The following is a 23,970-nucleotide window of genomic DNA, read 5'->3' as shown; positions in this document are numbered from 1 at the left end:
TGACTACTAGCCAACCAACAAACAGGGAGTGCGTTGATGGATCTGGAGAAGTTGCTGTACTTACAGGGAGTAGGTAATGGCTTTGTGGACTGCGATAGCCATTACCACACCACCCCTGCTGCCGATCGGGAAGCGATCCTGCGGGCAATGTGCCACGCGGAGTTACCCGTGGCTGGTGAGCCGCTTACTGCAGATTGGGTGACACAACGCATTAATTTACTTGATGCCGCACCGTGGCATAATTTTCTTCAGCCTTTTCAATGGAGCTACGTCGACGCCCCTTCTATCCGAGTGCGTTGTCCACAAGCTTATACCGGTGCGCTCACGCTGAACCTTTGTACCGAAAATGGCATTGCTACCGAGCTGACCTTTGTCGTTCCTCCGTTGCCAGTGGTTGGTGATTATTACACCGATAACCGTCTGTATCAGGAGCGTGAGCTACGGCTAGCGGAATACCTGCCAACTGAGCAGTTATCGGCACTGAGCGCGGGTTATCACCAGATAAAAATCTCCGCAGCAGACTGTCCTGATGGCATGAATAACGCTTGGTGCGAGGGTATCTGGATGCTGGTGCCCAGACGCAGTTATGGTGCTGAGCTACCACAGCAGTTGTCGCGTAAGCCCTGGGGGGTGAGTGTGCAGCTGTTTTCACTCTGGTCTAAGCAACCAAGTGATAGCCGTCGTAGCGGGATCCCCGCGAAAATTGGTGATTTTCGGGTATTGAGCGAATTTATCCGTTTAATGGCCGCCAAAGGGGCGGATTTTATTCAACTCAACCCCTTGCACGCTCTTCCATTACAAGATTCCGAGGCCGCCAGTCCCTACAGCCCTTATGACCGAAGACGGTTGCATCCTCTATACATCAGCACCTCGATGTGCCCAGAAGCCTGCCACGATGACTGGCAAGCTGCATTACCGCAAAAAATGCCTGCTAATAACAACGGTAGTCTGTGGATAGATTATGCGGCGGCGTTTAAGGTAAAAGTCGCCGAATTGAAGGCGTTGTTTAAGGTTTTTAAAGGTTACCCATCGCATCACCCTCGGCAACAGGCTTATGCACGCTTCATCGACGATAACGGTGAGGATCTGCAGTTTTATGCCAGGACACAGGCACAGCAAGTAACGGCGCCGTGGTTAAAAAATCCCGACTTCTATCTGTATCTGCAATTTGTTGCTGAAGAGCAACTGGCCCATTGCCAGGCATTAACACAGGAACTCGGCATGGCTATCGGGTTAGTACGAGATTTAGCTGTGGGTGCCATTGGTGCTGGCGCTGAAGTTCGCCAGCATCCAAACCAATTTTGTACTTATGCCAGTATCGGAGCGCCACCTGATCCATTCGCCCCGCAGGGGCAGAATTGGGGGTTAACGCCGCTGGATCCCATCGGATTACGGCAGGCAAGTTTTGGGCATTTTATCGCTTTGCTGCGTAGCAATATGCGGCATTGCGGTGCCTTGCGTATTGACCACATGATGGGGTTGTTTCGACTTTGGTGGTGGCCGGAGGTAGCTGCTGGTGGCACTCAGCATGGTGGAACTTATGTGTACTATCCGTTCGAGTGTTTGATGGCGATTTTGTTGCTGGAGAGTCAGCGGGCGGCTTGCATGGTGATAGGCGAAGACTTGGGATTAGTTCCTACGGAGATTATTGAGCCGATGTATCGTGGCGGTATTTTTTCCAATGAGCTGTTTTACTTCTGTGTTGACGAACCGCGTTTGCCGCAGTATGCCGGATTCAAACCGCCATCGGAATACAAGCCGCATGCACTGATGATGTTGGCTAATCATGATGTACCGACGATGGCAGCGTGGTGGCAGGGAAAGGATCTGCTGCAGCGTCAGCAACTCAAACTGTATTCCGCAGTAGAGTTACAGCAGGCGCAGCAACGTCGAGACCATAAGCGGCAGGGGCTGCTGCATTGGATACAGGATATGACCGGCTGCCAGCTTACTGTGGATGTTGATTTTGCCACACTGTTGCCCATCTGGGCGGGTGCGGTTGCTGCTGGCAACAGTGAGCTGTTCAGCTTAGCACTGGCAGACCTGCTGGCAGAAGAAGATGCCGTAAATATTCCTGGCACCAGTCGCGAGTACCCGAACTGGCGTCGACGTTATTCATTGCCGGTGGAACAACTGTCACAACACGCACTCTTTGGGCAGACCATCGATACCGTTGCTGACGCCAGAAATACCCCTCGCAATTAACTGACAGGAGAACTTGCTGATGAAACCGCAACCATCCGCTCAATCCAATCAACGCTCGGCCTCCGTCGCTCAAGGTGATGGTGCTAGTGGTATTTGCGGTGATACAGCAACCTGTAAGGCGCTGGCGCAAGGTTATCATGGTGATGCTTTCAGTTGGTTGGGGATGCACCAAATTGTATTGGAAGGCAAATCAGCCTTGGTTGTCAGAGCCGTGTTGCCTAGCGCTACTGATGTATTCGTTATTGATCGCAAATCCGGCAATAAGGTCGCGCAGTTATTACCAGTTGCAGGTGCCGAACCGCTGTTTGTCGGTAAGCTTGGACGACGGACCACACCTTTTGCCTATCAGTTACAAGTGCACTATCCCGAGGCGCAAGTATTATTGGATGATCCTTATGCTGCGCCATCTATCCTAGATGAACGGGATATCTACCTGTTTTGTGAAGGTCGCCAGCAACAGGCTTGGCAGTTCCTCGGTGCTAATTGGCGTCAGAATGATGGTCTTGACGGGGTGTTGTTTTGTGTTTGGGCGCCTAATGCAAAAGCGGTGTCAGTAGTTGCAGATTTTAACTGTTGGGATCAGCGTCGCCACAGTATGCGTTTCCATCCAGGTTCTGGGCTCTGGGAAATTTTTATTCCAGGTCTGCAAGGGGGTGAGTACTACAAGTATGCCATTCAAACCGCAACTGGCGAGTGGCAGCAGAAAGCCGACCCGTTTGCCAGAGCAATGGAGCCACCGCCTCACAATGCCTCACGAGTGCCTTTTGCTGAAACATGGTCCTGGGGAGATGAAAGCTGGATGCATGGGCGCAGCCAGATTGCTTGGCACAAGGCCCCCATCAGTATTTACGAAGTCCATTTAGGATCTTGGCGGCGTAAAGGTGCTGATGGCCGTGAATATCTGAACTATGAGGAGCTGATTGCCCAGTTAGTGCCTTATGTGTCGGCGCTGGGATTCACCCATGTAGAATTCATGCCGCTGAGTGAATATCCCTTTGATGGTTCCTGGGGTTATCAACCGGTGGGTTTATATGCGCCAACCTATCGCTTTGGTAATGCTGCGGCGCTGAAGGCATTGATTGATGCTTTTCATCAGGCGGGCATTGGCGTGATATTGGATTGGGTGCCAGCACATTTCCCGAAAGATCCGCACGGTTTAGCACGTTTTGACGGCACCTGTCTGTATGAACATGAAGATCCTCGGCGCGGCAGTCACCCAGACTGGGACACCTTGATATACAACTATGGACGTAAGGAAGTACAGAGTTTCCTGTTGAGCAATGCCTGTTACTGGTTACAGGAGTTCCATATTGATGGCCTGCGGCTGGATGCGGTGTCTTCGATGTTATATTTGGACTACAGTCGCAAAGCGGGTGAATGGGCTCCCAATCAGTATGGCGGTCGTGAAAATCTGGATGCCATCGCTTTGCTGCAGGATCTCAATACCAGGCTCTACTCTCGTTATCCCGGCATTATGATGATCGCCGAAGAGTCTACGGCTTGGGGCGGTGTCAGCCGCGATGTTGGCTCCGGAGGGCTCGGGTTTGGCTTTAAGTGGAATATGGGCTGGATGCATGACACCCTCAGCTATATCAGCCGCGATCCTATTCACCGCAGTTTTCATCATCATGAGATGACCTTTTCTCTGGTGTATGCCTACACTGAAGAATTCATTTTGTCACTGAGCCATGATGAGGTGGTGCACGGTAAACGCTCCCTAATAGAGAAAATCCCCGGCGATGATTGGCAAAAATTCGCTACATTGCGGGCTTACTATGGTTTCATGTGGGCGCATCCAGGCAAACAGTTGTTATTCATGGGCAATGAATTTGCCCAACGGCATGAGTGGCAGCATGACTACAGTCTTGACTGGCATCTATTGCAATATGCGCCGCATCAGCAGTTACAGCAATGGGTAACTGATCTTAACCAATGTTATCGGCAGTGTCCGGCACTGTGGCAGCGTGATGGTGAAGGCAGTGGCTTTGCTTGGCTGGATTGTACCGATGCGGCCGACAGTGTGCTGGCCTTTTGCCGGTTTGATGATCATGGCAATGCTTTGGTGACGGTGTGTAATTTTACCCCAACAGTACACCATGGTTATCGTATCGGTTTGCCCAAGGCCGGACATTATCGGGAGCTGCTCAACAGTGACAGCCATTTTTATGGTGGCAGTGATGTGGGAAATGGTGGCGGCATTAACGCCGAAGCCGTGCCTTGGCAGGGGATGCAGCATAGTGCCATGATCAGCCTTCCACCACTGGCGACTGTGTATTTTCAATGGCAGGAGAGTGACTGATGCAGATGCTCAGTGGTCAACCTTACCCGCTTGGTAGTCAGGTTGTCAGAGATGCTGACGGTCAAGTGTTGGGGGTGAATTTTGCCTTATTTTCAGCGCATGCGACGCAGGTCGAGCTATGTATCTTCCGCACTGAAACCGGAGGACACTGGCAGGAGGTTGGTCGTTACTCATTACCACAGCAGCGCCAACAGATTTGGTGTGGTTTTCTAGCCGGGGCCGAACCGGGTATGTTCTACGGTTATCGGATCGACGGCCCCTACCAGCCACATCTTGGGCACCGCTTTAATCCGAACAAGTTGCTACTGGATCCCTATAGCCGTTGGATTGCTGGAACATTGCAACCTGGCCCCTGGCATCTTGGCTATGCCAGAGTTGACGCATCCGGCAGGCCTCTCGATGACGAATGCCAGCTAGAATTGCCAGAACTTGAACGAGATGGTGCCAAAAAAGTCAGTGCTGACGGTGGCATTGGCGACGATTCCCTTCCCAATAGCTGTGATAACGCTTGGGCTATGCCGCGTTCAGTCGTGGTGGAAGATCAATCTTTTAATGGGACGCGGATATTGCCGCGGCCACTGAGCTATGAGGTGATTTATGAGATGCATCTTAAAGGCTTCAGTGCCCGTTTACCTGAACTGGCTGAACATCTGCGTGGCACGTTTGCCGGATTGGGCAGCGATGTTGCTATTCGTTATTTGAAATCCCTAGGCGTTACCTGTGTAGAGCTATTGCCGATACAGAGTTTTTTTTCCGAACCTTTCTTGACCGATAAAGGTATGACTAACTACTGGGGCTATAACAGTATTGGCTTTTTTGCGCCCCATCCGAGCTATTGTGCAACGGCTGATGGCATTCAGGAGTTTAAGCAGATGGTCGATGCCCTGCATCAGCATGATATTCGCGTGGTGCTGGACGTAGTTTATAACCATACCGCAGAAGGCAGTCGGCTTGGACCCCATTACAGTTTTCGTGGCATCGATAATGCCAGTTATTATCGGCTGCACCCCAATGATAAACGTTTTTATATCAATGATACTGGTTGTGGTAATTGCCTCAATATCAGTCACCCGCGGGTGTTGCAGTTGGTGATGGATTCGTTGCGCTATTGGGTGTCGGTCATGGGCGTTGATGGTTTTAGATTTGATCTGGCCACCTGTCTAGGGCGGGAGCCGCAGGGGTTTGATCGTGGCAGTGGTTTTTTCGATGCACTGATGCAAGACCCGGTGCTCAGCGGCGTTATGCTGATTGCTGAACCCTGGGACATTGGACCAGGCGGCTATCAGTTAGGACAGTTTCCGTTGGTGTTTTCTGAGTGGAATGACCGTTATCGCGATACTATTCGCCGTTTTTGGCGTGGCGATTACGGCATGCTGCCGGAACTGGCCAAGCGGTTACACGGCTCCGGTGATCTATTTGAGCACTCAGGACGAGGCCCTTGTAGCTCTATCAACTTTATCAGTAGCCATGATGGATTCACACTCCGTGATTTAGTGAGTTACGAACAGCGCCATAATGAAGCCAATGGTGAAGATAATCGCGATGGTCATCACGAGAATTTCAGTTGTAATTTTGGCGTGGAAGGTCACAGCGATGATCCACAAATCCAAGCATTAAGGGCGCGCCAGTGTCGTAATATTTTGGCCACTTTGCTGTTATCGCAGGGAGTGCCTATGCTACTGGCTGGTGATGAGCAGGGTAATAGCCAGCAAGGTAACAACAATGCCTATTGTCAGGATAATCCGCTGGGATGGATTGACTGGCGTGATGATGAACACAGTCACGCGTTGCAGCGCTTCTGTCGGCGATTGATTGATATTCGGCGTCAATCCTCAGTGTTTTACTGCTCGGCTTATATCCATACAGATGATCTTTTGGCACCACAGGCCTTAGCGTGGTTTGATGCCCGCGGTGAGGCGATGAGTCGAGTGCATTGGGCGGAAGGCCATTGTCGCAGCTTACAGATGTTGCTCAAAGGTGAGAATGACAACGGGCAGCCGGAAATGTTGCTGTTGTTGCTGCATGCCGGTGACGACCAACACGCTTTTACCATTCCCAAAACCAGCCTTGCCGCCCGTTGGCAGCCGTTGTTGAGCAGCGCGACTGCCGATGGGGCACCGCAAGACAGCACGCCACGAAAACCCGGTCAGCAGCAGTTGTTGATATCGCATAGCCTGCTGTTATTTAAGGCCATTATCCCCGCTACTAATTAATCGCATTTGACGTTTGCAGCATCCAACCAGGAGGAAACATGAGCGACACCTCGAAAACCCCGGCCCGCCGCACCGCCAAAGGACGTAGCCAAGGTCAACAAAGTACCGTTGCCAGCCAGGCCAAAATGCCGGCCCATGAACCCTGCGAACCTTGTGATTCACTGAAAGCCGCATTTGCCAGACAGTTGCGTTATGACCTGTGCTGGGATGAGCAAAATTCGGAAGCGATGTTTCATGCGCTAGCGCTCAGTGTCAAAGAACAGTTGTTGGATAACTGGCGTGACACCCGTAGGCAGGATTTGCAGCAACACAAAAAGCATGTGGCTTACCTGTCACTGGAATTTCTCATGGGGCGCACACTCGGTAATGCCTTGCTGAATTTGGAATTGACTGATGAGTGCCGCACCGTCTTGCAGGAATATGCCGTTAGACTGGAGACGCTGGAGCAACAGGAACATGATGCCGGATTAGGAAATGGTGGTCTGGGACGGCTGGCCGCCTGTTTTCTCGATAGCTGCGCTACATTAGGGCTAGCGGTGACGGGTTATGGCATCCGTTACGAATATGGCATGTTTTTACAGAAGATTGTGGATGGCTATCAGGTGGAACAACCGGACCGCTGGCTGCGCGATGGTAATCCGTGGGAAGTCCGGGTTCCGCAGCACAATGTGACGGTGCATTTTGGTGGCCGAACCCAGAGTTATGTGGATCTGCGGGGGCGGCGTCATATATTGTGGCTTGATACTCAGGATGTACTGGCGGTGGCATATGATGTGCCGGTTCCCGGTTATCGCAACGGCCGGGTCAATACTTTGCGTCTGTGGAAAGCCGAAGCTACCAATGAATTTGATCTGGCCGAGTTTAATCAGGGCGATTATACCGAGGCGGTAGCTGCCAAAAACCAGGCAGAGCAGATCACTATGGTGCTGTATCCCAATGACAGCAGCGAAAACGGTAAAGAATTGCGGTTGCGGCAGCAGTATTTTCTGTCTTCAGCCAGCCTGCAGGACCTGTTGCGTAACTGGGTGCAGCTGCATGGCATGGATTTTACTGAATTTCCCAAGTTTAACGCGATCCAGTTAAACGATACCCATCCCGCCATTGCTGTGCCGGAGTTGATGCGGCTACTGGTGGATGTTTATGAACTGGAATGGGACCCGGCCTGGCAGATTGTCAGCCGTTGTTTGGCTTATACCAACCACACTTTATTGCCTGAAGCGTTAGAGCGCTGGCCGGTACGCATGTTTGCTCACATGCTGCCGCGTATTCTTGAAATCGTCTATGAAATCAATGCCCGCTATCTTGATGAAGTGGCACATCGCTGGCCTGGAGATGTCAGCAAATTGCGAGACATGTCGATCATTGAAGAGGGACCAGAACCCCACATCCGCATGGCTTATCTGGCGATTGTGGCGAGTTTTTCCGTCAATGGTGTGGCGGCGCTGCACACGCAACTACTGACTTCAGGGTTGTTTCATAATTTCCACGAATTATGGCCACATAAATTCAACAATCGTACTAACGGTGTGACACCGCGCCGATGGCTGGCGTACTGTAATCCAGCGCTAGCCCAACTGATCAGTAGTCGTTTAGGACATGACTGGGTAACCGACCTTAGCAAGTTATCGGCACTCAATGCTTACACCCAGGATCATGCTTTTGTTGAGGAATGGCGTCGCGTTAAACAGCATAACAAGCAGAAGCTGGCAACGCTGGTGGCTGAGCGTTGCCGGGTGGAATTTGATACCGGCATGTTGTTTGATGTACAGGTGAAACGTATCCATGAATATAAACGTCAGTTACTGAATATTTTGCATGTGATTCATCTGTACCAACGAGTGCTCACTGGTGACACTCACGGAATGCAACCCCGTTGTGTCTTAATCGGGGGTAAAGCGGCGCCTGGCTATGCCATGGCTAAACTTATTATCAAGTTAGCCAACAACGTGGCGCATATGATCAACAGTGACCACCGCGCCAAACCATGGCTGCGATTTGCCTTTTTGCCCGACTATAACGTTAGCGCTATGGAAACCATCTGTCCCGGTACCGATCTGTCGGAACAGATTTCCACTGCCGGTAAAGAAGCGTCCGGTACTGGCAACATGAAATTTATGATGAATGGTGCATTGACTCTCGGGACTTTAGATGGCGCCAATATTGAGATGTTGGAAGAGGTGGGGGAAGACAACTTTTTCCTATTTGGGCTTAATGCGCCATCGGTGGAGGAGTTAAAGGGGCATTACCGCCCATGGGAATATATTGCGGCATCAGAAGCGCTAACAGGGGTGATGGCACTGCTGAAAAGTGGCCATTTTAACCTGCAAGAACCGGAGATTTTTGCGCCGATTGTGGCCGCTATCGAATCGCCTACTGATCCGTGGATGTTGGCAGCAGATTTTGAATCTTTGCGACTAGCACAACTTGAAGTGGCAAAAGCTTATCAGGACTGGCAGCGATGGACCGCCATGAGTATTCGTAATACTGCTGCCAGTGGTCGGTTTTCCAGTGATGTCACGATTGCTGGCTACCGGGATCATATTTGGAAGGCGCGTTAACGGGCCTTTTTTCAGTTGGGGAGACAGAGGATATGTCAAATTCTAGTTTGCGCTTTATCAGCAACTTAACCCGCGATACCTATGCGTTGATCCTGGCAGGAGGCCGGGGAAGTCGTCTGCATGAACTGACCGACTGGCGTGCCAAACCGGCACTGTATTTTGGTGGTAAATTCCGTATTATCGATTTTCCGCTTTCCAACTGCGTTAACTCAGGTATCCGCCGCATTGGGGTAGTCACTCAGTATAAATCTCATTCACTTATCCGCCATATCATGCGTGGTTGGGGGCATTTCAAGAAAGAGTTGGGTGAATCAGTTGAAATTCTGCCGGCATCACAACGTTACTCAGATAACTGGTACCAGGGAACGGCCGATGCGGTATTTCAAAACATTGATATTATTCGCCATGAATTGCCACGCTATGTGATGGTGCTTTCTGGCGATCATGTGTATCGCATGGACTATGCTGGGCTGTTAGCCGCGCACGCGGAGTCCGGTGCGGATATGACAGTCTCCTGTATGGAAGTGCCCGTTGCCGAAGCTGCCAATGCGTTTGGGGTGATGGAAGTGGATACTGGCAACCGCATCCTCGGTTTTGAAGAAAAACCGGCGCATCCCAAGCCATTGCCAGACAACCCCGAGCTGTGTTTGGCATCTATGGGCAACTATGTCTTCAATACCGACTTTCTGTTTGAACAGCTAAAGCGCGATGCGCAGAATGCCGAGTCACAGCGCGATTTTGGTAAAGATATCATTCCGTCGATTATCGAAAATCATCAAGTGTTTGCCTACCCGTTCCGCAGCTCTTTCCCTAATGAGCCTGCCTATTGGCGGGATGTTGGCACGCTGGATTCATTTTGGATGGCCAATATGGAGTTGCTTTCACCCACCCCGGCGTTAAATCTTTATGATGCCAAGTGGCCGATCTGGACGTATCAGGAGCAATTACCTCCCGCTAAGTTTGTGTTTGATGATGATGGCAGACGCGGTATGGCCGTAGATTCCGTAGTTTCCAGTGGTTGCATCATTTCTGGTGCCACGGTACGTCATTGCGTGTTATTTAATGAAGTTCGGGTGTGTTCCTACTCAGTGGTTGAGGATGCGGTGATCCTGCCTGATGTGGTGATTCTACGTAACTGTCGTATCCGCAAAGCGATCATTGATCGGGGTTGTATTATTCCCGAAGGCATGGAAATAGGTTATAACCACGACCACGACCGCGCCAAAGGCTTCCGGGTATCGGAGGATGGGGTGGTGCTGGTGACCCGCGACATGTTGGGTCTTCCGGTAGGCTACGAATAACTAATAACAAAGGATAACGGAAGTAAATGCGGGTACTAATGCTGGCCGCTGAAAATGCGGCCCTCAACGGGGCGAAAGTTGGCGGTATGGCTGATGTGTTGCGGGATTTGCCGCTAGCACTGCAGCCTCATGGGGTTGCCGTCGATATGATTATGCCCGATTACGGTTTTTTGGCGCGGGAGCAACAGGCCGAGTTTGTGTGTGACTTTGTGGTGCCATTTGACAGTGGTCATTACCCGTTGAAGCTGTATCGCCTGCCTAATCCGTTGCTGCCTGATGTCTGGATCTACCTGTTGGCCCATGAGATGTTTGTCTCGCCAGGTCATGTTATCTATACCCAAGATGGGCCTGGTCGCCCGTTTGCTACCGATGCTAGCAAGTTTGCTTTGTTTTGCACTGCGGTTGCTACCTTGCTCTGTGGTGGCTTGCTGCCGTTACCAGAACGGTTGCACTTACATGACTGGCATTGTGGTTTTTTCAGCATGTTGCGAGCGTTTGAACCCGCATATGTCAAATTACAGCAAATCCCTACGGTGCTGAGTATTCATAATTTGGCGATGCAAGGGATCAGACCGCTGACTGGCGATATCTCCTCATTGCAGTCTTGGTTCCCCGCCATGACAGCTATGGGGGTAAAAGCGTTAGCACCTGCTATTGATCCCCGTTATCCCGATTGTGTTAATCCGCTACGTGCGGCCATTAATCTCAGCGATGCCGTGCATTTGGTGTCACCCGGCTATGCCGAAGAGGTGTTGCAGTCGTCGCGGCCTGCGGATGGTTTTTTTGGCGGGGAGGGCCTGGAGCTGGATCTGCAACGGCTACGTCGTTGCAAAAAGCTGTTTGGCATTCTCAATGGTTGTGACTACAGCACTGCGCCACCCGAAGTGTCGCGAACACAGATGCGTCAGCAATTAAATCCGCTGGCATATCAGGCACTGCTGAGCAAACTGGGATACAGTGAATTCGTGCATTCATCGGAGATGATTGCCCAAATCCGTTTGGCGCAACATGAGTCTCCACAGGGTTTTTTACTGACATCCGTCGGCCGGTTAACTGATCAGAAAATGCTGATTTTACGGCAACCCTGGCAAGGTGGCTTGGTGTTGGATGCGATATTGCAGCGACTGGCGTCGTGGAACACCTCTGCTCGCTTCTGGTTACTCGGTAGTGGCGATGCGGCGTTGGCGCGGGAGTTCAGTGAGGTGGCTGCTCGTCATCATAACTTTCTGTTTATCAACGGCTATCATGAACAACTGTCCTCGGCGCTTTATCACTGTGGCGACCTGTTCTTGATGCCCAGTTCATTTGAACCCTGTGGCATTAGCCAAATGCTGGCACTCAAGGCTGGACAGCCCTGTCTGGTGCATGGCGTTGGTGGTCTTAAAGATACTGTTGAGGACGGCCATAACGGCTTTGTTTTTCATGGCGCTAATCTGCAGCAACAAAGTGAGGCGCTATTGCAGACATTGGAACGGGCATTAACGCTTTTTGGTACCTCTCATTGGCAGCAATTGGTGAGTGCCGCACATGCCAGTCGCTTTGAATGGCACACCAGCGCTCGCGAATATGTGGACAAGCTCTATAGTTCTGCTAATTAACCGAAGCAATTCAAAGGACTCTGCTAAAATCAGATCGATTGTGCTGAGAATTTTCTCTGGGGGCTTCGGAGCCTGATATGTTTCTTCCATTAGTGCAGAACGCAGCTTTGCTGTTGGCGTTGCTCTTAATTTATGACGCTATTCCGCTGTATCGTAAAGACAGTCGCTATCTGTTGGGGGGACAGTTGCTGTCGGGGTCGCTGATTGGGGGGATCTGTATTGCGGTAATGCTGACTCCGTGGACCTTCAGTCCTGGGGTTATCTTTGACAGCCGCAGTGTCCTGCTGTGTATGACCGGGTTGTTTTTTGGTGGCATTCCAACATTGCTGGCCTGCGTTATTGCCTCATTGTTTCGTATCTATCTAGGTGGCGAAGGTGCATTTATTGGCGCTGGCGTTATCTGGACATCCGGGATAGTGGGGATTTCTTGGCGTAAATGGCGTAACTGGAATCGCCAATCACTGACTCATATCGGCTATCTGGAACTCATCATTTTTTCGCTGCTGACCCATGTGTTGATGCTGCTGTGGATGTTGCTGTTGCCTGCAACGCTGGCTGTGGATGTCATCACTCGTATCGCTTTTCCGGTGCTGATACTCTTCCCAATAGTGAATGTGCTGATGGGCAAAATGCTGTCGCAACGTCTGGAACGGGAAGTGACACAACAGTTGCGGTTGCAGGATGATTTTTTATTCCGTTCACAATTTAACGTAGGCAATTACGGTATCTCCATCAGTTCTCCTGAACGTCTGTTCTTGAAGGTCAATCCGCATTTTTGTCACATGGTGGGTTATACCGAAGAAGAATTACTGCACAAAACCTGGGACAGCCTGACACATCGTGACGATATAGACGAAAACATGTTCAATTTCCGTCGGATGATGGCAGGTGATATCGAACGATATGAGCTGGAAAAACGCTTTATCAAAAAAAATGGCCAGGTGCTTCATACCCATATGACGGTTTCCTGCCAGCGCAGTTTCCATCAAGTACAACTGGTCATCGCCGGTTATATTGACATCAGTGCAGCTAAGGAAGCACAGCAGGCGTTGGCGGTGAGCCATGCCGAGCTAGAACTAGTGCTCGCCAGCAGCCAGTTAGGCTACTGGGTGTGGGATCTTTGTAGCGATCGCATCACCAATGATAAACAAACCGCAGCTATGCTGGGCTGTACGCTGGAGGAACTCAATAGGGGACGACAAGTGTGGCTTAACGCCATATTGGTTGAAGACCGCATGGAAACACTGCATGCACTTGAACGGCACATCTCCGGCGATACGCCTTCCTATAACAGCGAGTATCGGATCCGCCGTACTGATGGAGAGATCCGCTGGATCCGCGATGTCGGCCAGGTGATGGAACGTAAAGCTGCCAAACCAGTAAAAGTTTGCGGTATTCATCAAGATATCACCCGCGAAAAACAACGTGAGACCTCCTTGAAGTTGGCGGCATCGGTGTATGAAAACAGCAGCGAGGCCATGAGTGTGCTCGACCGTCATGGTAAGATCATCAATGTGAACCCGGCGTTCTGCACCATCATTGGGTATCGAGAAGCTGAGATTATTGGCAAAAATATCACTCTGTTGAAAAGTGAGCGTTACTCGGCTGCAGATTTTCGTGCCATCAAAAAAGATATCGGCAAATACCAGCGCTGGCAGGGCGAGTTATGGATACGGCGCCATGATGGACAAGAAATTATCACTTGGTTGACCATCAACACTATCAGCGGCAGAAAAGGTGAACCACCGCAGTGGGTGGCGTTGTTCTCTGATATCACCGAGAAAAAGCATTCAGAGCAGGTTATCTGGCATCAAGCTAATTACGATCCGCTGACCGGATTACCTAATCGTCGTATGTTACTGGATCAGCTGTATCATGAAATCCAGCGGGCCCGTCGCCGCAGTAGCAAACTAGCGCTGTTATTCCTTGATTTGGACTTCTTTAAGGAGGTCAACGATACCCTAGGGCACGATATGGGCGATCAACTGCTGATCCAGACCGCCGCTAGGTTGCGTGAATGTGTGCGGGAATCCGATTTTGTGGCGCGTCTTGGGGGCGACGAATTCACGATTATTCTAACCGATGCCATTAGCTCGCAGGGGATTGAACGGGTAGCCGGACAGATCCTGGCACGTATTGCTGAGCCCTATCAACTTGGTGATGAAACCGCCTATATCAGTGTCAGTATCGGTATTACGCTGTATCCCGATGATGGCGAAGTGGAAGATGTATTGCTGAAACATGCTGATCAGGCAATGTATGCCGCCAAAGAGCATGGGCGCAATCGTTATCACTACTTCACTGATTCCATGCAGCAACAGGCACATTACCGCATGCGTTTGATCCAGGACTTGCGTTCGGCGGTGGAAAGCTGCGCGTTTCAGCTAAGTTATCAACCTATTGTGGAATTGAAGAACGGTAAAGTAACCAAAGCTGAAGCACTTATCCGCTGGCATCATCCGCAACGAGGGCAAGTATCTCCGGCGGAGTTTATTCCGGTTGCTGAAGACACTGGGTTAATTTTTGCTATCGGTAATTGGGTGTTCCAACAAGCCGTCAAACAAAGTGCCCAGTGGCGCGAGCAATTCGGCGCAGAAGTGCAAATCAGCATCAACAAATCACCGGTACAATTTCGCGATGAAGGCTCTCATTTCCATGAGTGGTTACAAACGTTGCAGCAACAACCAGATGGCGGTATCTGTATTGAGATCACCGAAGGATTGCTGCTAGATACCAATATGCCGGTGTCAGAAAAACTCTTGGCGTATCGGGATGCTGGCGTACAGGTATCACTGGACGATTTTGGCACTGGCTATTCCTCTTTGGCCTACCTAAAAAAATTTGATATCGACTATCTGAAAATCGACCAGTCCTTTACTAAGAATATTGACAGCGACGCCAGCAATCAGACCTTGTGCGAAGCCATCGTGGTAATGGCTCACAAACTCGGCATGAAAGTTATTGCTGAAGGGGTGGAAACTGCCGCACAGGCAGCCTTGTTACAGCAGATTAACTGTGACTATGCACAAGGTTACTTTTACTCTAAACCGATTTCTGCGACAGAGTTTGCCTCGCTTTATCTACAGCCAACGGCGATTGCAAGTCACTCGGAATAAAGTTGTGCGCCGTGTATACTGCGCGCTTTATATGGTGTGGACCTGATTATGCTGTTTTCTGAAACATCGCTACCTCATCAACTGCTCACTGCGGTGGCAGATTATGGCTATCGCCAACTGACACCGGTGCAACAACAGGTATTACCGTTGGCGCTGGCAGGTAACGATCTGCTGGTATCGGCGCAGACCGGCAGCGGTAAAACGGCGGCATTTGGGTTGCCGATTGTGGCACGGCTGAGTGCTCAGTCACCAGCAATCGGTGCTGCTCCCAAAGCGCTGATCCTTACCCCAACTCGGGAATTGGCACAGCAACTGGCAATACATCTCAATGCCTTTGCGGCCGGGTCATCACTCAAGATTAGCGCTGTCTATGGTGGCGCTAATTTTCGGCCGCAGCGGCAGCGGTTACTGCAAGGGGTTGATATTCTGGTCGCGACCCCTGGGCGTTTGTTTGATCATTTGAGTCAGGACTATCTCGATCTCAGTCAATTACAGTTTTTGGTACTGGATGAAGCCGATCGCATGTTGGATATGGGTTTTATTAAAGATATTCAACGATTGCAAAAATGGTTGCCAAGCAAGCGGCAGACACTGTTGTTTTCTGCCACTTTCCCGCCAGTTGTGCGCCAGTTGGGGCAACAACTGACGCAGCAGCCACAATGGATTGAATTGCCACACAGTGTCTCTCAGGGAAGCATCCACCAACAGGTATTGCTGGTGTCAAAACAGCGTAAAGCCGAATTGCTGGCCGAATTGGTGGGTAAACACAACTGGCAACAGACGCTAGTATTTGTCAATACCAAAGATGCTGCCAGCCGTTTGGGGCAGGAACTCTCTCTGGATGGCATCAGCAATGAAGTGTTTCATGGTGACTGTACGCAAGGCGCTAGAAATCGAGCATTAGCCGCTTTTGTTGACGGTAAGATTCGGATATTGGTGGCTACCGATGTCGCCGCCAGAGGACTCGACATCCCAGCACTACCGCGGGTGATCAATCTGGAACTGCCGACGGAGCCAGAAGATTATGTGCACCGCATTGGTCGCACCGGTCGCGCCGGCTTGGACGGTGAAGCCTTAGCTATGGTGAGTCCTCAAGAATTGCCGCAATTGCAACAGTTGCAACAAGTTCTCGGATTGAATTTGCCACAGCAGACACCTGTGGGCTATGAAGTCACCGCGCCATTACCAGAACGTTATCGTCACGCTGCTAAGCTCACCAGTACTAAACTGCCACCCAAACAAAGGGTGCGTAGTAACCAGAAACCCAAGCGACCACGCCGATAACAGGTGTGGCTGGCAGCGGTTTTGGGTACACTTGGCAACCTGCTGAATGCCAGTCTTAATAACTTATTATGATCATTACCGCCGTTCCGACCCATGTTATCACCGGCTTCTTGGGAGCAGGAAAAACTACTTTTATCAAAGCGTTATTGCAGACTAAGCCAGTCGATGAAACCTGGGCGGTGCTAGTAAATGAATTCGGTGAAATCGGTATAGATGCGGGACTGATGGGCAATGGCAATGCACAGGTTGTGATCCGCGAAGTGGCGGGTGGCTGCATCTGCTGTGCCGCTGGCGTACCATTGCAAGTGGCGGTGACACAGTTACTTGCCAAAGCCAAACCACAACGTTTGTTGATTGAACCCACAGGTTTAGGCCATCCACAGCAGATCATTCGTACGTTAAAATCAGACTGGTTTGCACAATCGATTCACTTGCTTTCGTCCGTGTGTCTGTTGGATCCGCGGAAACTGGGTGATGCGCGCTACTATGAGCATGAAACCTTCAACGCGCAGCTTGCCAGTGCGGATATCTTGCTGGCAGCTAAAGCCGACTTATGGCAGGAACAGAGCCAAGTTCAGCAGCAATTACAGCAGTTTGTTGCCAAGCATTATCCGCAAAAGCCGTGGTTAGTTTGGTCACAGCAGTTACCTGTGCCGTCAGCATTATGGGCGTTAATGCAGCATCCAGGCAATGATACCAGCGCTCCTAGCCGCCAGATACCTTCACTATTGCAACCCACATCTGAGTTCAACATAGATGCCGACACTGCTGATGAAGCTTTTGACGACAGAGGTGTACTCTTCAAACAACATCTGGACGGTGAGGTCTGTAGTTATGGCTGGGTTTTCTCTCCGGCTTGGGTGTTTTCATTAGCGCCTTTACTGCGATGGGTTAAAGCCCAGCAAGTGATGCGATTAAAAGCGGTAATGATCACCGCCGATGGCATAGCCGCCTGCAACATGCTTGACGGTGAGTTACAGGTGGCGGAGTTGGATGATGCACTGGATTCCCGCCTAGAGCTTATCAGTCGGGAACCACTAGATGCCGTGCTGCTGGAGCGGCAATTGTTAGCGTGTGCGGCAGCGGAGTATTAATGGGTAGCACCGAAAATCGAGGCGCCGCGGCCGATCTGGCGTTGCTGCAAGCGCCAGTTGGCAAACTGTTTTGGCGTTATGCCGTGCCAACTATCGCTTCGATGTTGGCGACCGGCATTTATGTAACCATCGATGGCATGTTTATCGGCCACTACTTAGGAGCCGATGGCTTAGCGGGGATCACCTTAGCTTATCCTGTCGGCGCAATATTATATGCGGTGGGGACCTTAATCGGCATGGGCGGTGCGGCGCTGGTGTCTTTGTTGCTAGGGCAAGGTAAGGTCACTGAGGCCCGTCAGGTCGTGGGTAACAGCTTCACGCTGGCCTTGCTGTGCGGCATAACGTTGGCGGTCATTGGTAGCGCTGGCAGTGAGTCGGCGTTGCGACTGCTCGGCGCTGATGGCGCAGTACTGGCTTACGCCCGCGATTACCTGTTCTGGTATTTTGCCCTTGGGACTTTACCTATTCTGGCAACCACCTTTACCGCCATGTTACGTAATGATGGTCATCCGGGAACAGTTACGCTGATCCTGATCTTGGGCGGCGTGTTGAACACGCTGCTCGACTGGTTGCTGATCGTGGTATTGCCGTTCGGGCTGGCCGGGGCGGCTATCGCCACCATGTTGTCGCACGGTGTCACTGCGGCATTGTGTTTGCGGCATTTTTTCAGTGACCGTACCCGTTTGCAATTAAATCTGCGACAAATGCAATGGCAATGGCCTCACGTGCGTGGCATTGGCCGATTGGGTCTCTCCAGTATGTTGATGAGCCTTTATCTGTCGGTAGTGCTGACACTGCATAATATTGCCTTGTTATGGCAGGGCAATGAGTTGCACCTCGCCGCCTATGGCGTGATCGGTTACACCGAAGCTATGTTTTATCTAATTTTTGAAGGTATTGCTCTCGGCACTCAGCCCATTCTCAGTTTCAATACCGGTGCCCGACAACTGCAACGTGTGCGTCAGGCGGCCAAACTGGCTTTTAGTGTCACCATTGCCACAGCCTTGCTCGGCTGGCTGTTGATTTATGGTAGGCCACAGTGGATGTTGTGGTTGTTTGCTGGCGATAATCCGCAGTTGGCACCTGTAGCGATTGAAGGGATGTATCTGTATTTCTGGGGATTGCCGCTGGAAGGCATGGTGCTCGTCGGTGCCAGTCTGTTTCAGGCTATCAACCGTCCGAAAGAAGCGGCGATGTTGACCGGTGCCAAAATTGTGCTGGTGGCCTTGCTATTGTGGTTACTTGGCGGCTTGTTTGGGGTGCGAGGTGTGTGGGTTTCGTTATCTTGCTGCAGTACGCTGTTATGGTTGTGGATGTGTCATACCTTAAAGCGCCTAAATAATGCGGCATGATAATTTATCTATTTGTTTTAAAATGAATTAATTTAAATGTAACTAAAGAAGCGATTACCATATTAGCGGTTTTGTGTTATTAATGGAGTCGGATTTTCGTCTGTAGCGGAGGTAGAGGTCGTGGCCCCTAAAAGAATCGTAATCGTTGGTGGTGGTGCTGGTGGTCTAGCACTTGCCTCAAAGCTGGGGCGTAAGTTAGGGCGTGCAGGTAAAGCAGAAGTATGCTTGGTGGATAAAAGCCCGGTACATATCTGGAAGCCCAAGTTACATGAAGTCGCTGTCGGGGTTATCGATCAGTCGATTGAAGGCCTGCTCTACCGCGATCACGGCCTGAAAAACGGCTACCGTTTTCTGCGTGGCGAAATCACCGGTTGTGATCCTCATAACAAGCAAATCACTCTCTCAAAAGTCGTGAACGATGATGGCGATGCATTACTGGATGAACGCCACGTTGACTATGATTGTCTGGTGCTGGCAATTGGCAGTGTTTCCAACAGCTTTCACACTCCTGGCGCCGAAGAACACTGTATCTTTCTTGATAATCTGGAAAGTGCCAACCTGTTCCACCAGAAATTATTGGATAATTTGCTGCTGCTTGACGAAACCAGCGAGAAACTCAGCATAGGGATTGTGGGGGCAGGCGCTACCGGGGTGGAACTGGCGGCTGAACTTTATCACGTGTTGGAGTCTGTCAAAGACTTTGGTTACCTGAATATCGATAAATCCCATTTGGAAATCCATCTGATTGAAGCCGCGCAGAAGATCCTGCCAGCGCTGCCGGACAAAGTCAGCGCCGGGGCACAGTCAGTGCTGGACCATATTGGTGTGCGCTTGCATATCGGTGTGCAGGTTAAAGAAGTCACTAAAGAGGGGTTTGTGACTCAGGATGGGGGCATTATCCCCGCTGGCTTGAAAGTGTGGGCCGCCGGAGTTAAAGGCCCGGATTTGCTGCAACACTTTACTGAACTGCCCATCAATAAACGCAACCAAATTGAAGTAGATGCCTGCATGCGCGTGAAAGGGCAGGAATACATCTATGCGTTGGGGGATTGTTCGGCTATGGTGATGGATAACGGCAAAACCGTCCCACCACGCGCACAAGCCGCTGCGCAAATGGCCGATACGCTCTACAAAAACCTGCTGAACCGACTGGAGAGCAAGGCCGAGCTGCCATTTCGTTATCGCGACTACGGCTCGCTGGTATCACTCAGTCGCTTCTCTGCTGTTGGCAATCTCATGGGCAATCTGCGTTCACGCTCATTGTTCATTGAAGGTTATTTGGCGCGAGTTATGTACATGTCGTTATACCAGCGGCATCTGGCCAGCCTTTACGGTTGGTTCTCGGCACTGGTCTACCGCTTTGCACAGCGTCTGCTGAAATGGCAACGGCCAAAACTGAAACTGCACTGACAGATTGTCGAAATTCCCGGCAGTCGTATCACGTTTGCGATGGTTGCGGTTTTTTAATCACCAGTAATCAGGGTATAAATAGGGTTAGGGAAGCTATTTCCTTTCATTTTTTTAACGGAATTTTAAAATTACGAGCCCCAAGGAGCTTTCAATGAGCGAACCATTTGCACTGCTTGATAATGAAAAGCATGCTGACGTTAAGTTTACCGCGCCCAAATATGCTCACGTAGCTGATCAGCACATGCTGCCAGTTTCTTTGCATGAACTGCTGTATGCTGCGGTGGAAGTACCAGTAGTATTTATTAAAAATAATGACACTGAAGAGTTTCAGGCGGTGATGATGTTAGGTCTAAAACCTAATCAGAACCTGTTGGTAAAAGGTGAAGAGTGGTTGGCGAACTATGTGCCTAACGTGCTGCGTGATTTCCCTCTGACAGTAGTGCTGAATCCTGAACATAAAGATAAAGTCTGGATTGGTCTGCGGGAAAACAGTGAGCAGGTAAGCAAAGAAGAAGGTGAACCACTATTTGCAGATGGCAAAGAAACGGAGTTTTTGAAAAACCGCCGTGAAGCCTTGCTGAAGCATTTCGAACAGGATCAACAAAGCCGCGCCATTCTTGGCTATCTGAACAGCAAAGGGCTGTTGAGCGCTCAGACATTGACCGTAGAAGTGAAGGGCGATCAGCGCAATATCAACGGCATCTACCTGATTGATGAACGTAAACTGGCTGAACTGTCAGATGAAGATTTCCTAGATCTGCGTAAACGTGGTCTGTTGGGACCTATCTACAGTCATCTCACATCACTGAATCAGATCCCTCGTTTGGTGAAGTTTGAATCTGAACTGTAAGTGTTGATTCTCTTAAGAGAGGGCGCTCAGGCGCTCTTTTTTATGCGGATTTTTTGCTAAAAAATATCAATACAGGAAAGCAAAAAGCCACTCAATTGAGTGGCTTTTCTAAATTCATGGTGCCGGCACCAAGAGTCGAACTCGGGACCTACTGATTACAAGTCAGTTGCTCTACCAACTGAGCTATGCCGGCAAAAAAGTGGTGCCCGAACCCGGAATCGAACCAGGGACACGCGGATTTTCAATCCGCTGCTCTACCGACTGAGCTATTCGGGCGACTGATTTTAGCGTCAGTACACTACTTCAATAACCATTAACAACGGCTGTTTTTGAAGTGGGCGTATGATAAAGCAGGTTATTTTACTACTGCAAGTGGTTTTTGGCAGTAGTGCCACTGTTCGCTCAGTTAATGGGCAGAATGACAGATATTCCGCCTGTTACATGCTATTGCAACAGATTAAAAACAGTATCTGAACCCCACACGTCGAACTATCATGGCAAGCCAATTGCGCGACAACTTGCTATGATATGCGCCCCGCAGATATGAAGGAATTTGCGGTTTCTCCATTCTCCATTGTTAAGGGAACCGACCATGGCTCAGACTCAAGCGCGCATGCTTTCTCCATTACTTATTTTGTTGATGGCGGTTGCTACAGGTGTCGCCGTTGCTAATAACTATTATGTGCAGCCGCTGCTGGATACCATTGCCAACTATTTCAAAGTGTCACACACCGCCGCAGGCATGTTAGTGACCACAGCTCAGCTGTTTTATGGGGCAGGATTACTGCTACTAGTGCCATTAGCCGATATGGTTGAGCGGCGGCGCTTAATTGTGGTCATGATGTTGTTGGCAACTTTGGGACTACTCATCAGCGCGTTAGCAACTAACCTGTACTGGTTACTGCTGGGAACTGCCGTTGCCGGGGCCTGTTCGGTGGTGGCTCAGGTTTTGGTGCCATTGGCGGCAACCCTAGCCGATCCATCACAACGTGGCCGGGTGGTAGGAACCGTGATGGGTGGCCTGCTGTTAGGCATACTGCTGGCCCGAGTGGTCGCCGGGGTGATTTCCACATGGATTTCTTGGCAAGCAGTGTATTGGCTGGCCGCAGGCGCAATGCTGCTCATTACCTTATTGCTGGCGCGTGCTTTGCCGGTGTATCAATCTGAAACCACCATCCGTTATGGTGAACTGATGCGCTCTTTGTTTGGGCTGTTTCGCACTGAGCCCAAGTTACGCTCCCGCTCATTTTTGGGGGGCTTGTCTTTTGCCATGTTCACTATGTTCTGGACTCCATTGGCGTTTTTGCTGGCAAATCCGCCTTATGAGTATTCCGATGCCACTATTGGCTTGTTCGGCCTTGCGGGTGTGGCCGGTGTGGCAGCGGCGCGCTGGGCCGGTAAGTTGGCTGATAGTGGCAAGGGGAATACCGGGACTTGGGTGGGACTTGGATCTGCTCTTATCAGTTGGTTGTTGCTGTTTTTTGCTGCCGACTCGCTGGTGCTACTGTTAGTCGGCGTGGTGCTGTTGGACTTAGCGGTACAGCTGACCCATGTCAGTAACCAGAATGTGATTTACGCGCTGCAACAGCAACTGCGTAACCGCCTTAATGCTGGCTATATGACCTGTTACTTTGTGGGTGGGGCATTGGGTTCCTGGGTATCCGTCAACCTGTATCAGTTCGGTGGCTGGCATGCGGTGTGTTACGGCGGTGCGGCCTTAGCCATTATTGGTTTGTTGTATACCGGGCTTAAAGGCCGTATTGCCAATGCGCTTTAATGGCTTGGTCGGTTAAAGGACTTGAGTATTGTGGCACTCACCGATAACGGGAGTGCTGTTTTCTTTGGCACGCGCCATCTTAACCCTTTGGTTTCTTGGGCTTGATGGCGATTAATGCAATCAAAATAACAACCGCAATGACAATCCCCTGTGTTAGCGACATGCCATGATTGTTGTTGGGTGCCGTGTGTGGGGTTTCGGTTACCGCCTTATTCTGTGACGTATCGGCGCTTGTCTTAGGCGCACCACCCACCTCATCGGATACGAGAAACGCACCTTGACTGCGGCAAAATGGCACCTGATTTGTGCCATCAATACAGTGTTTTTGTGAAAGCATCTGACCTCCTGTCTGTTATCGACAAAATCCAGCTTAACCTAATTAAGCTATTCTTCAAATTCTGGCTATCTCTGACAGTGCAGGCACTTGTTATGGTTAAGGCTGATTAGTTAGGCGTTGAGCTGGTCGGTCTATGCCGCCATACAGCAGTTTGGCGGCATCACTTATTCCAAGTGTATGATTTACAAAATTAAATTCTTCCCACGAGTTCTTAGGTGTGAGTGATGATAAGCAAGCCGTGCTCGATATGGTGGCGGAGTATTTTGGGGGGGTAACAGTTTACTTATAAGGGCATGATGAAGGTTCAAATTCAAAACCAAGCTCTTTAATTTCTTGAATTAACGCATCGGTTCTGAGTGTTTCACACAAAATGGTAAGATAGTCATATACCTCTAAATAGCTGATCCGAATACTGCTACATTTTCGCGATGCCGTGTCCGTTGCCGGGGAAAGGCGAAACGGTTTCCATAAAATGCCATACCTTGCCAAGAAGTTCCCGCATGTTTCGGCAACTGTGATTACGGGTTACCGTTTCATGTAGTGCCAACCATAAGCGCTCTATCTTGTTGACCCAAG

14 protein-coding genes, 2 tRNA genes and 1 pseudogene are annotated in these 23,970 nt (G+C 50.4%); 13 read left to right on the top strand and 4 right to left on the bottom strand.

Annotated features, from left to right (window positions below; all coding sequences use genetic code 11):
* Window positions 1–36 precede the first annotated feature (36 nt).
* From malQ to J3L11_RS07475, 12 genes are all read left to right on the top strand, one after another.
* A complete protein-coding gene (gene malQ / locus J3L11_RS07530; RefSeq protein WP_207570633.1) occupies window positions 37–2,205 on the top strand; it encodes a 4-alpha-glucanotransferase in 2,169 nt (722 codons plus the stop codon).
* A gap of 19 nt (window positions 2,206–2,224) precedes the next feature.
* On the top strand, window positions 2,225–4,504 hold the full coding sequence (gene glgB / locus J3L11_RS07525; RefSeq protein ID WP_207570632.1) for a 1,4-alpha-glucan branching protein GlgB: 2,280 nt from the start codon (window positions 2,225–2,227) through the stop codon (window positions 4,502–4,504).
* The gene (glgX, locus tag J3L11_RS07520; RefSeq protein ID WP_207570631.1) at window positions 4,504–6,717 is read left to right on the top strand and encodes a glycogen debranching protein GlgX; all 2,214 of its coding nucleotides are present in this window, start codon (window positions 4,504–4,506) and stop codon (window positions 6,715–6,717) included. The genes glgB and glgX overlap by 1 nt, the downstream gene beginning before the upstream one ends.
* A 125-nt stretch (window positions 6,718–6,842) precedes the next feature.
* Entirely contained in the window at window positions 6,843–9,275 is a 2,433-nt protein-coding gene (locus J3L11_RS07515; RefSeq protein WP_242695140.1) for a glycogen/starch/alpha-glucan phosphorylase, read from the top strand.
* 32 nt (window positions 9,276–9,307) lie between these two features.
* On the top strand, window positions 9,308–10,576 hold the full coding sequence (glgC, locus tag J3L11_RS07510) for a glucose-1-phosphate adenylyltransferase (protein ID WP_133040394.1): 1,269 nt from the start codon (window positions 9,308–9,310) through the stop codon (window positions 10,574–10,576).
* 26 nt (window positions 10,577–10,602) lie between these two features.
* A complete protein-coding gene (locus J3L11_RS07505; RefSeq protein ID WP_242695135.1) occupies window positions 10,603–12,174 on the top strand; it encodes a glycogen/starch synthase in 1,572 nt (523 codons plus the stop codon).
* 77 nt (window positions 12,175–12,251) lie between these two features.
* Window positions 12,252–15,290, top strand: a complete 3,039-nt coding sequence (locus J3L11_RS07500) for an EAL domain-containing protein (RefSeq protein ID WP_207570629.1) — start codon at window positions 12,252–12,254, stop codon at window positions 15,288–15,290.
* 48 nt (window positions 15,291–15,338) lie between these two features.
* A complete protein-coding gene (locus J3L11_RS07495; protein WP_207570628.1) occupies window positions 15,339–16,574 on the top strand; it encodes a DEAD/DEAH box helicase in 1,236 nt (411 codons plus the stop codon).
* Between the two features lie 68 nt (window positions 16,575–16,642).
* Complete coding sequence (locus tag J3L11_RS07490) at window positions 16,643–17,668, top strand: GTP-binding protein (RefSeq protein WP_207570627.1); 1,026 nt, start codon at window positions 16,643–16,645, stop codon at window positions 17,666–17,668.
* A complete protein-coding gene (locus tag J3L11_RS07485) occupies window positions 17,668–19,020 on the top strand; it encodes an MATE family efflux transporter (RefSeq protein WP_207570626.1) in 1,353 nt (450 codons plus the stop codon). Before J3L11_RS07490 ends, J3L11_RS07485 begins: the two co-directional genes overlap by 1 nt.
* A gap of 120 nt (window positions 19,021–19,140) precedes the next feature.
* Window positions 19,141–20,430: an NAD(P)/FAD-dependent oxidoreductase gene (locus J3L11_RS07480; protein ID WP_189617135.1), complete on the top strand. Its 1,290-nt coding sequence runs from the start codon at window positions 19,141–19,143 to the stop codon at window positions 20,428–20,430.
* A gap of 151 nt (window positions 20,431–20,581) precedes the next feature.
* Window positions 20,582–21,280, top strand: coding sequence for a SapC family protein (locus J3L11_RS07475; protein ID WP_189617134.1), 699 nt, complete (start codon window positions 20,582–20,584; stop codon window positions 21,278–21,280).
* A gap of 117 nt (window positions 21,281–21,397) precedes the next feature.
* Here J3L11_RS07475 and J3L11_RS07470 read toward each other — a convergent pair.
* A tRNA-Thr gene (locus J3L11_RS07470) sits at window positions 21,398–21,473 on the bottom strand.
* A gap of 7 nt (window positions 21,474–21,480) precedes the next feature.
* A tRNA-Phe gene (locus tag J3L11_RS07465) sits at window positions 21,481–21,556 on the bottom strand.
* A 316-nt stretch (window positions 21,557–21,872) separates the two neighbouring features.
* On the opposite strand from J3L11_RS07465, the gene J3L11_RS07460 reads away from it, so the two are divergent.
* A complete protein-coding gene (locus J3L11_RS07460; protein WP_207570625.1) occupies window positions 21,873–23,057 on the top strand; it encodes an MFS transporter in 1,185 nt (394 codons plus the stop codon).
* 79 nt (window positions 23,058–23,136) lie between these two features.
* Here J3L11_RS07460 and J3L11_RS07455 read toward each other — a convergent pair whose 3' ends face one another.
* Together J3L11_RS07455 and J3L11_RS07450 are read right to left on the bottom strand one after the other, a co-directional pair.
* Window positions 23,137–23,394 carry a hypothetical protein gene (locus J3L11_RS07455; protein ID WP_207570624.1) on the bottom strand — a complete coding sequence of 86 codons (258 nt, stop codon included), beginning with the start codon at window positions 23,392–23,394 and terminating at the stop codon, window positions 23,137–23,139.
* Window positions 23,395–23,809: 415 nt separating this feature from the next.
* Window positions 23,810–23,970 (bottom strand): annotated as a pseudogene (locus tag J3L11_RS07450) (IS630 family transposase); the annotation flags it as partial.

The sequence above is a fragment of the Shewanella sp. 4t3-1-2LB genome, assembly GCF_017368415.1.
GTDB classification, from domain to species: domain Bacteria; phylum Pseudomonadota; class Gammaproteobacteria; order Enterobacterales; family Shewanellaceae; genus Shewanella; species Shewanella fodinae.
This window is presented reverse-complemented; position numbering and strand designations above follow the sequence as displayed.

Bases quoted from the DNA above. Each gene is read 5' to 3' on its own strand.
- malQ (WP_207570633.1), top strand. From the start codon at position 37: ATGGATCTGGAGAAGTTGCTGTACTTACAGGGAGTAGGTAATGGCTTT.
- glgB (WP_207570632.1), top strand. From the start codon at position 2,225: ATGAAACCGCAACCATCCGCTCAATCCAATCAACGCTCGGCCTCCGTC.
- glgX (WP_207570631.1), top strand. From the start codon at position 4,504: ATGCAGATGCTCAGTGGTCAACCTTACCCGCTTGGTAGTCAGGTTGTC.
- J3L11_RS07515 (WP_242695140.1), top strand. From the start codon at position 6,843: ATGCCGGCCCATGAACCCTGCGAACCTTGTGATTCACTGAAAGCCGCA.
- glgC (WP_133040394.1), top strand. From the start codon at position 9,308: ATGTCAAATTCTAGTTTGCGCTTTATCAGCAACTTAACCCGCGATACC.
- J3L11_RS07505 (WP_242695135.1), top strand. From the start codon at position 10,603: ATGCGGGTACTAATGCTGGCCGCTGAAAATGCGGCCCTCAACGGGGCG.
- J3L11_RS07500 (WP_207570629.1), top strand. From the start codon at position 12,252: ATGTTTCTTCCATTAGTGCAGAACGCAGCTTTGCTGTTGGCGTTGCTC.
- J3L11_RS07495 (WP_207570628.1), top strand. From the start codon at position 15,339: ATGCTGTTTTCTGAAACATCGCTACCTCATCAACTGCTCACTGCGGTG.
- J3L11_RS07490 (WP_207570627.1), top strand. From the start codon at position 16,643: ATGATCATTACCGCCGTTCCGACCCATGTTATCACCGGCTTCTTGGGA.
- J3L11_RS07485 (WP_207570626.1), top strand. From the start codon at position 17,668: ATGGGTAGCACCGAAAATCGAGGCGCCGCGGCCGATCTGGCGTTGCTG.
- J3L11_RS07475 (WP_189617134.1), top strand. From the start codon at position 20,582: ATGAGCGAACCATTTGCACTGCTTGATAATGAAAAGCATGCTGACGTT.
- J3L11_RS07460 (WP_207570625.1), top strand. From the start codon at position 21,873: ATGGCTCAGACTCAAGCGCGCATGCTTTCTCCATTACTTATTTTGTTG.
- J3L11_RS07455 (WP_207570624.1), bottom strand. From the start codon at position 23,394: ATGCTTTCACAAAAACACTGTATTGATGGCACAAATCAGGTGCCATTT.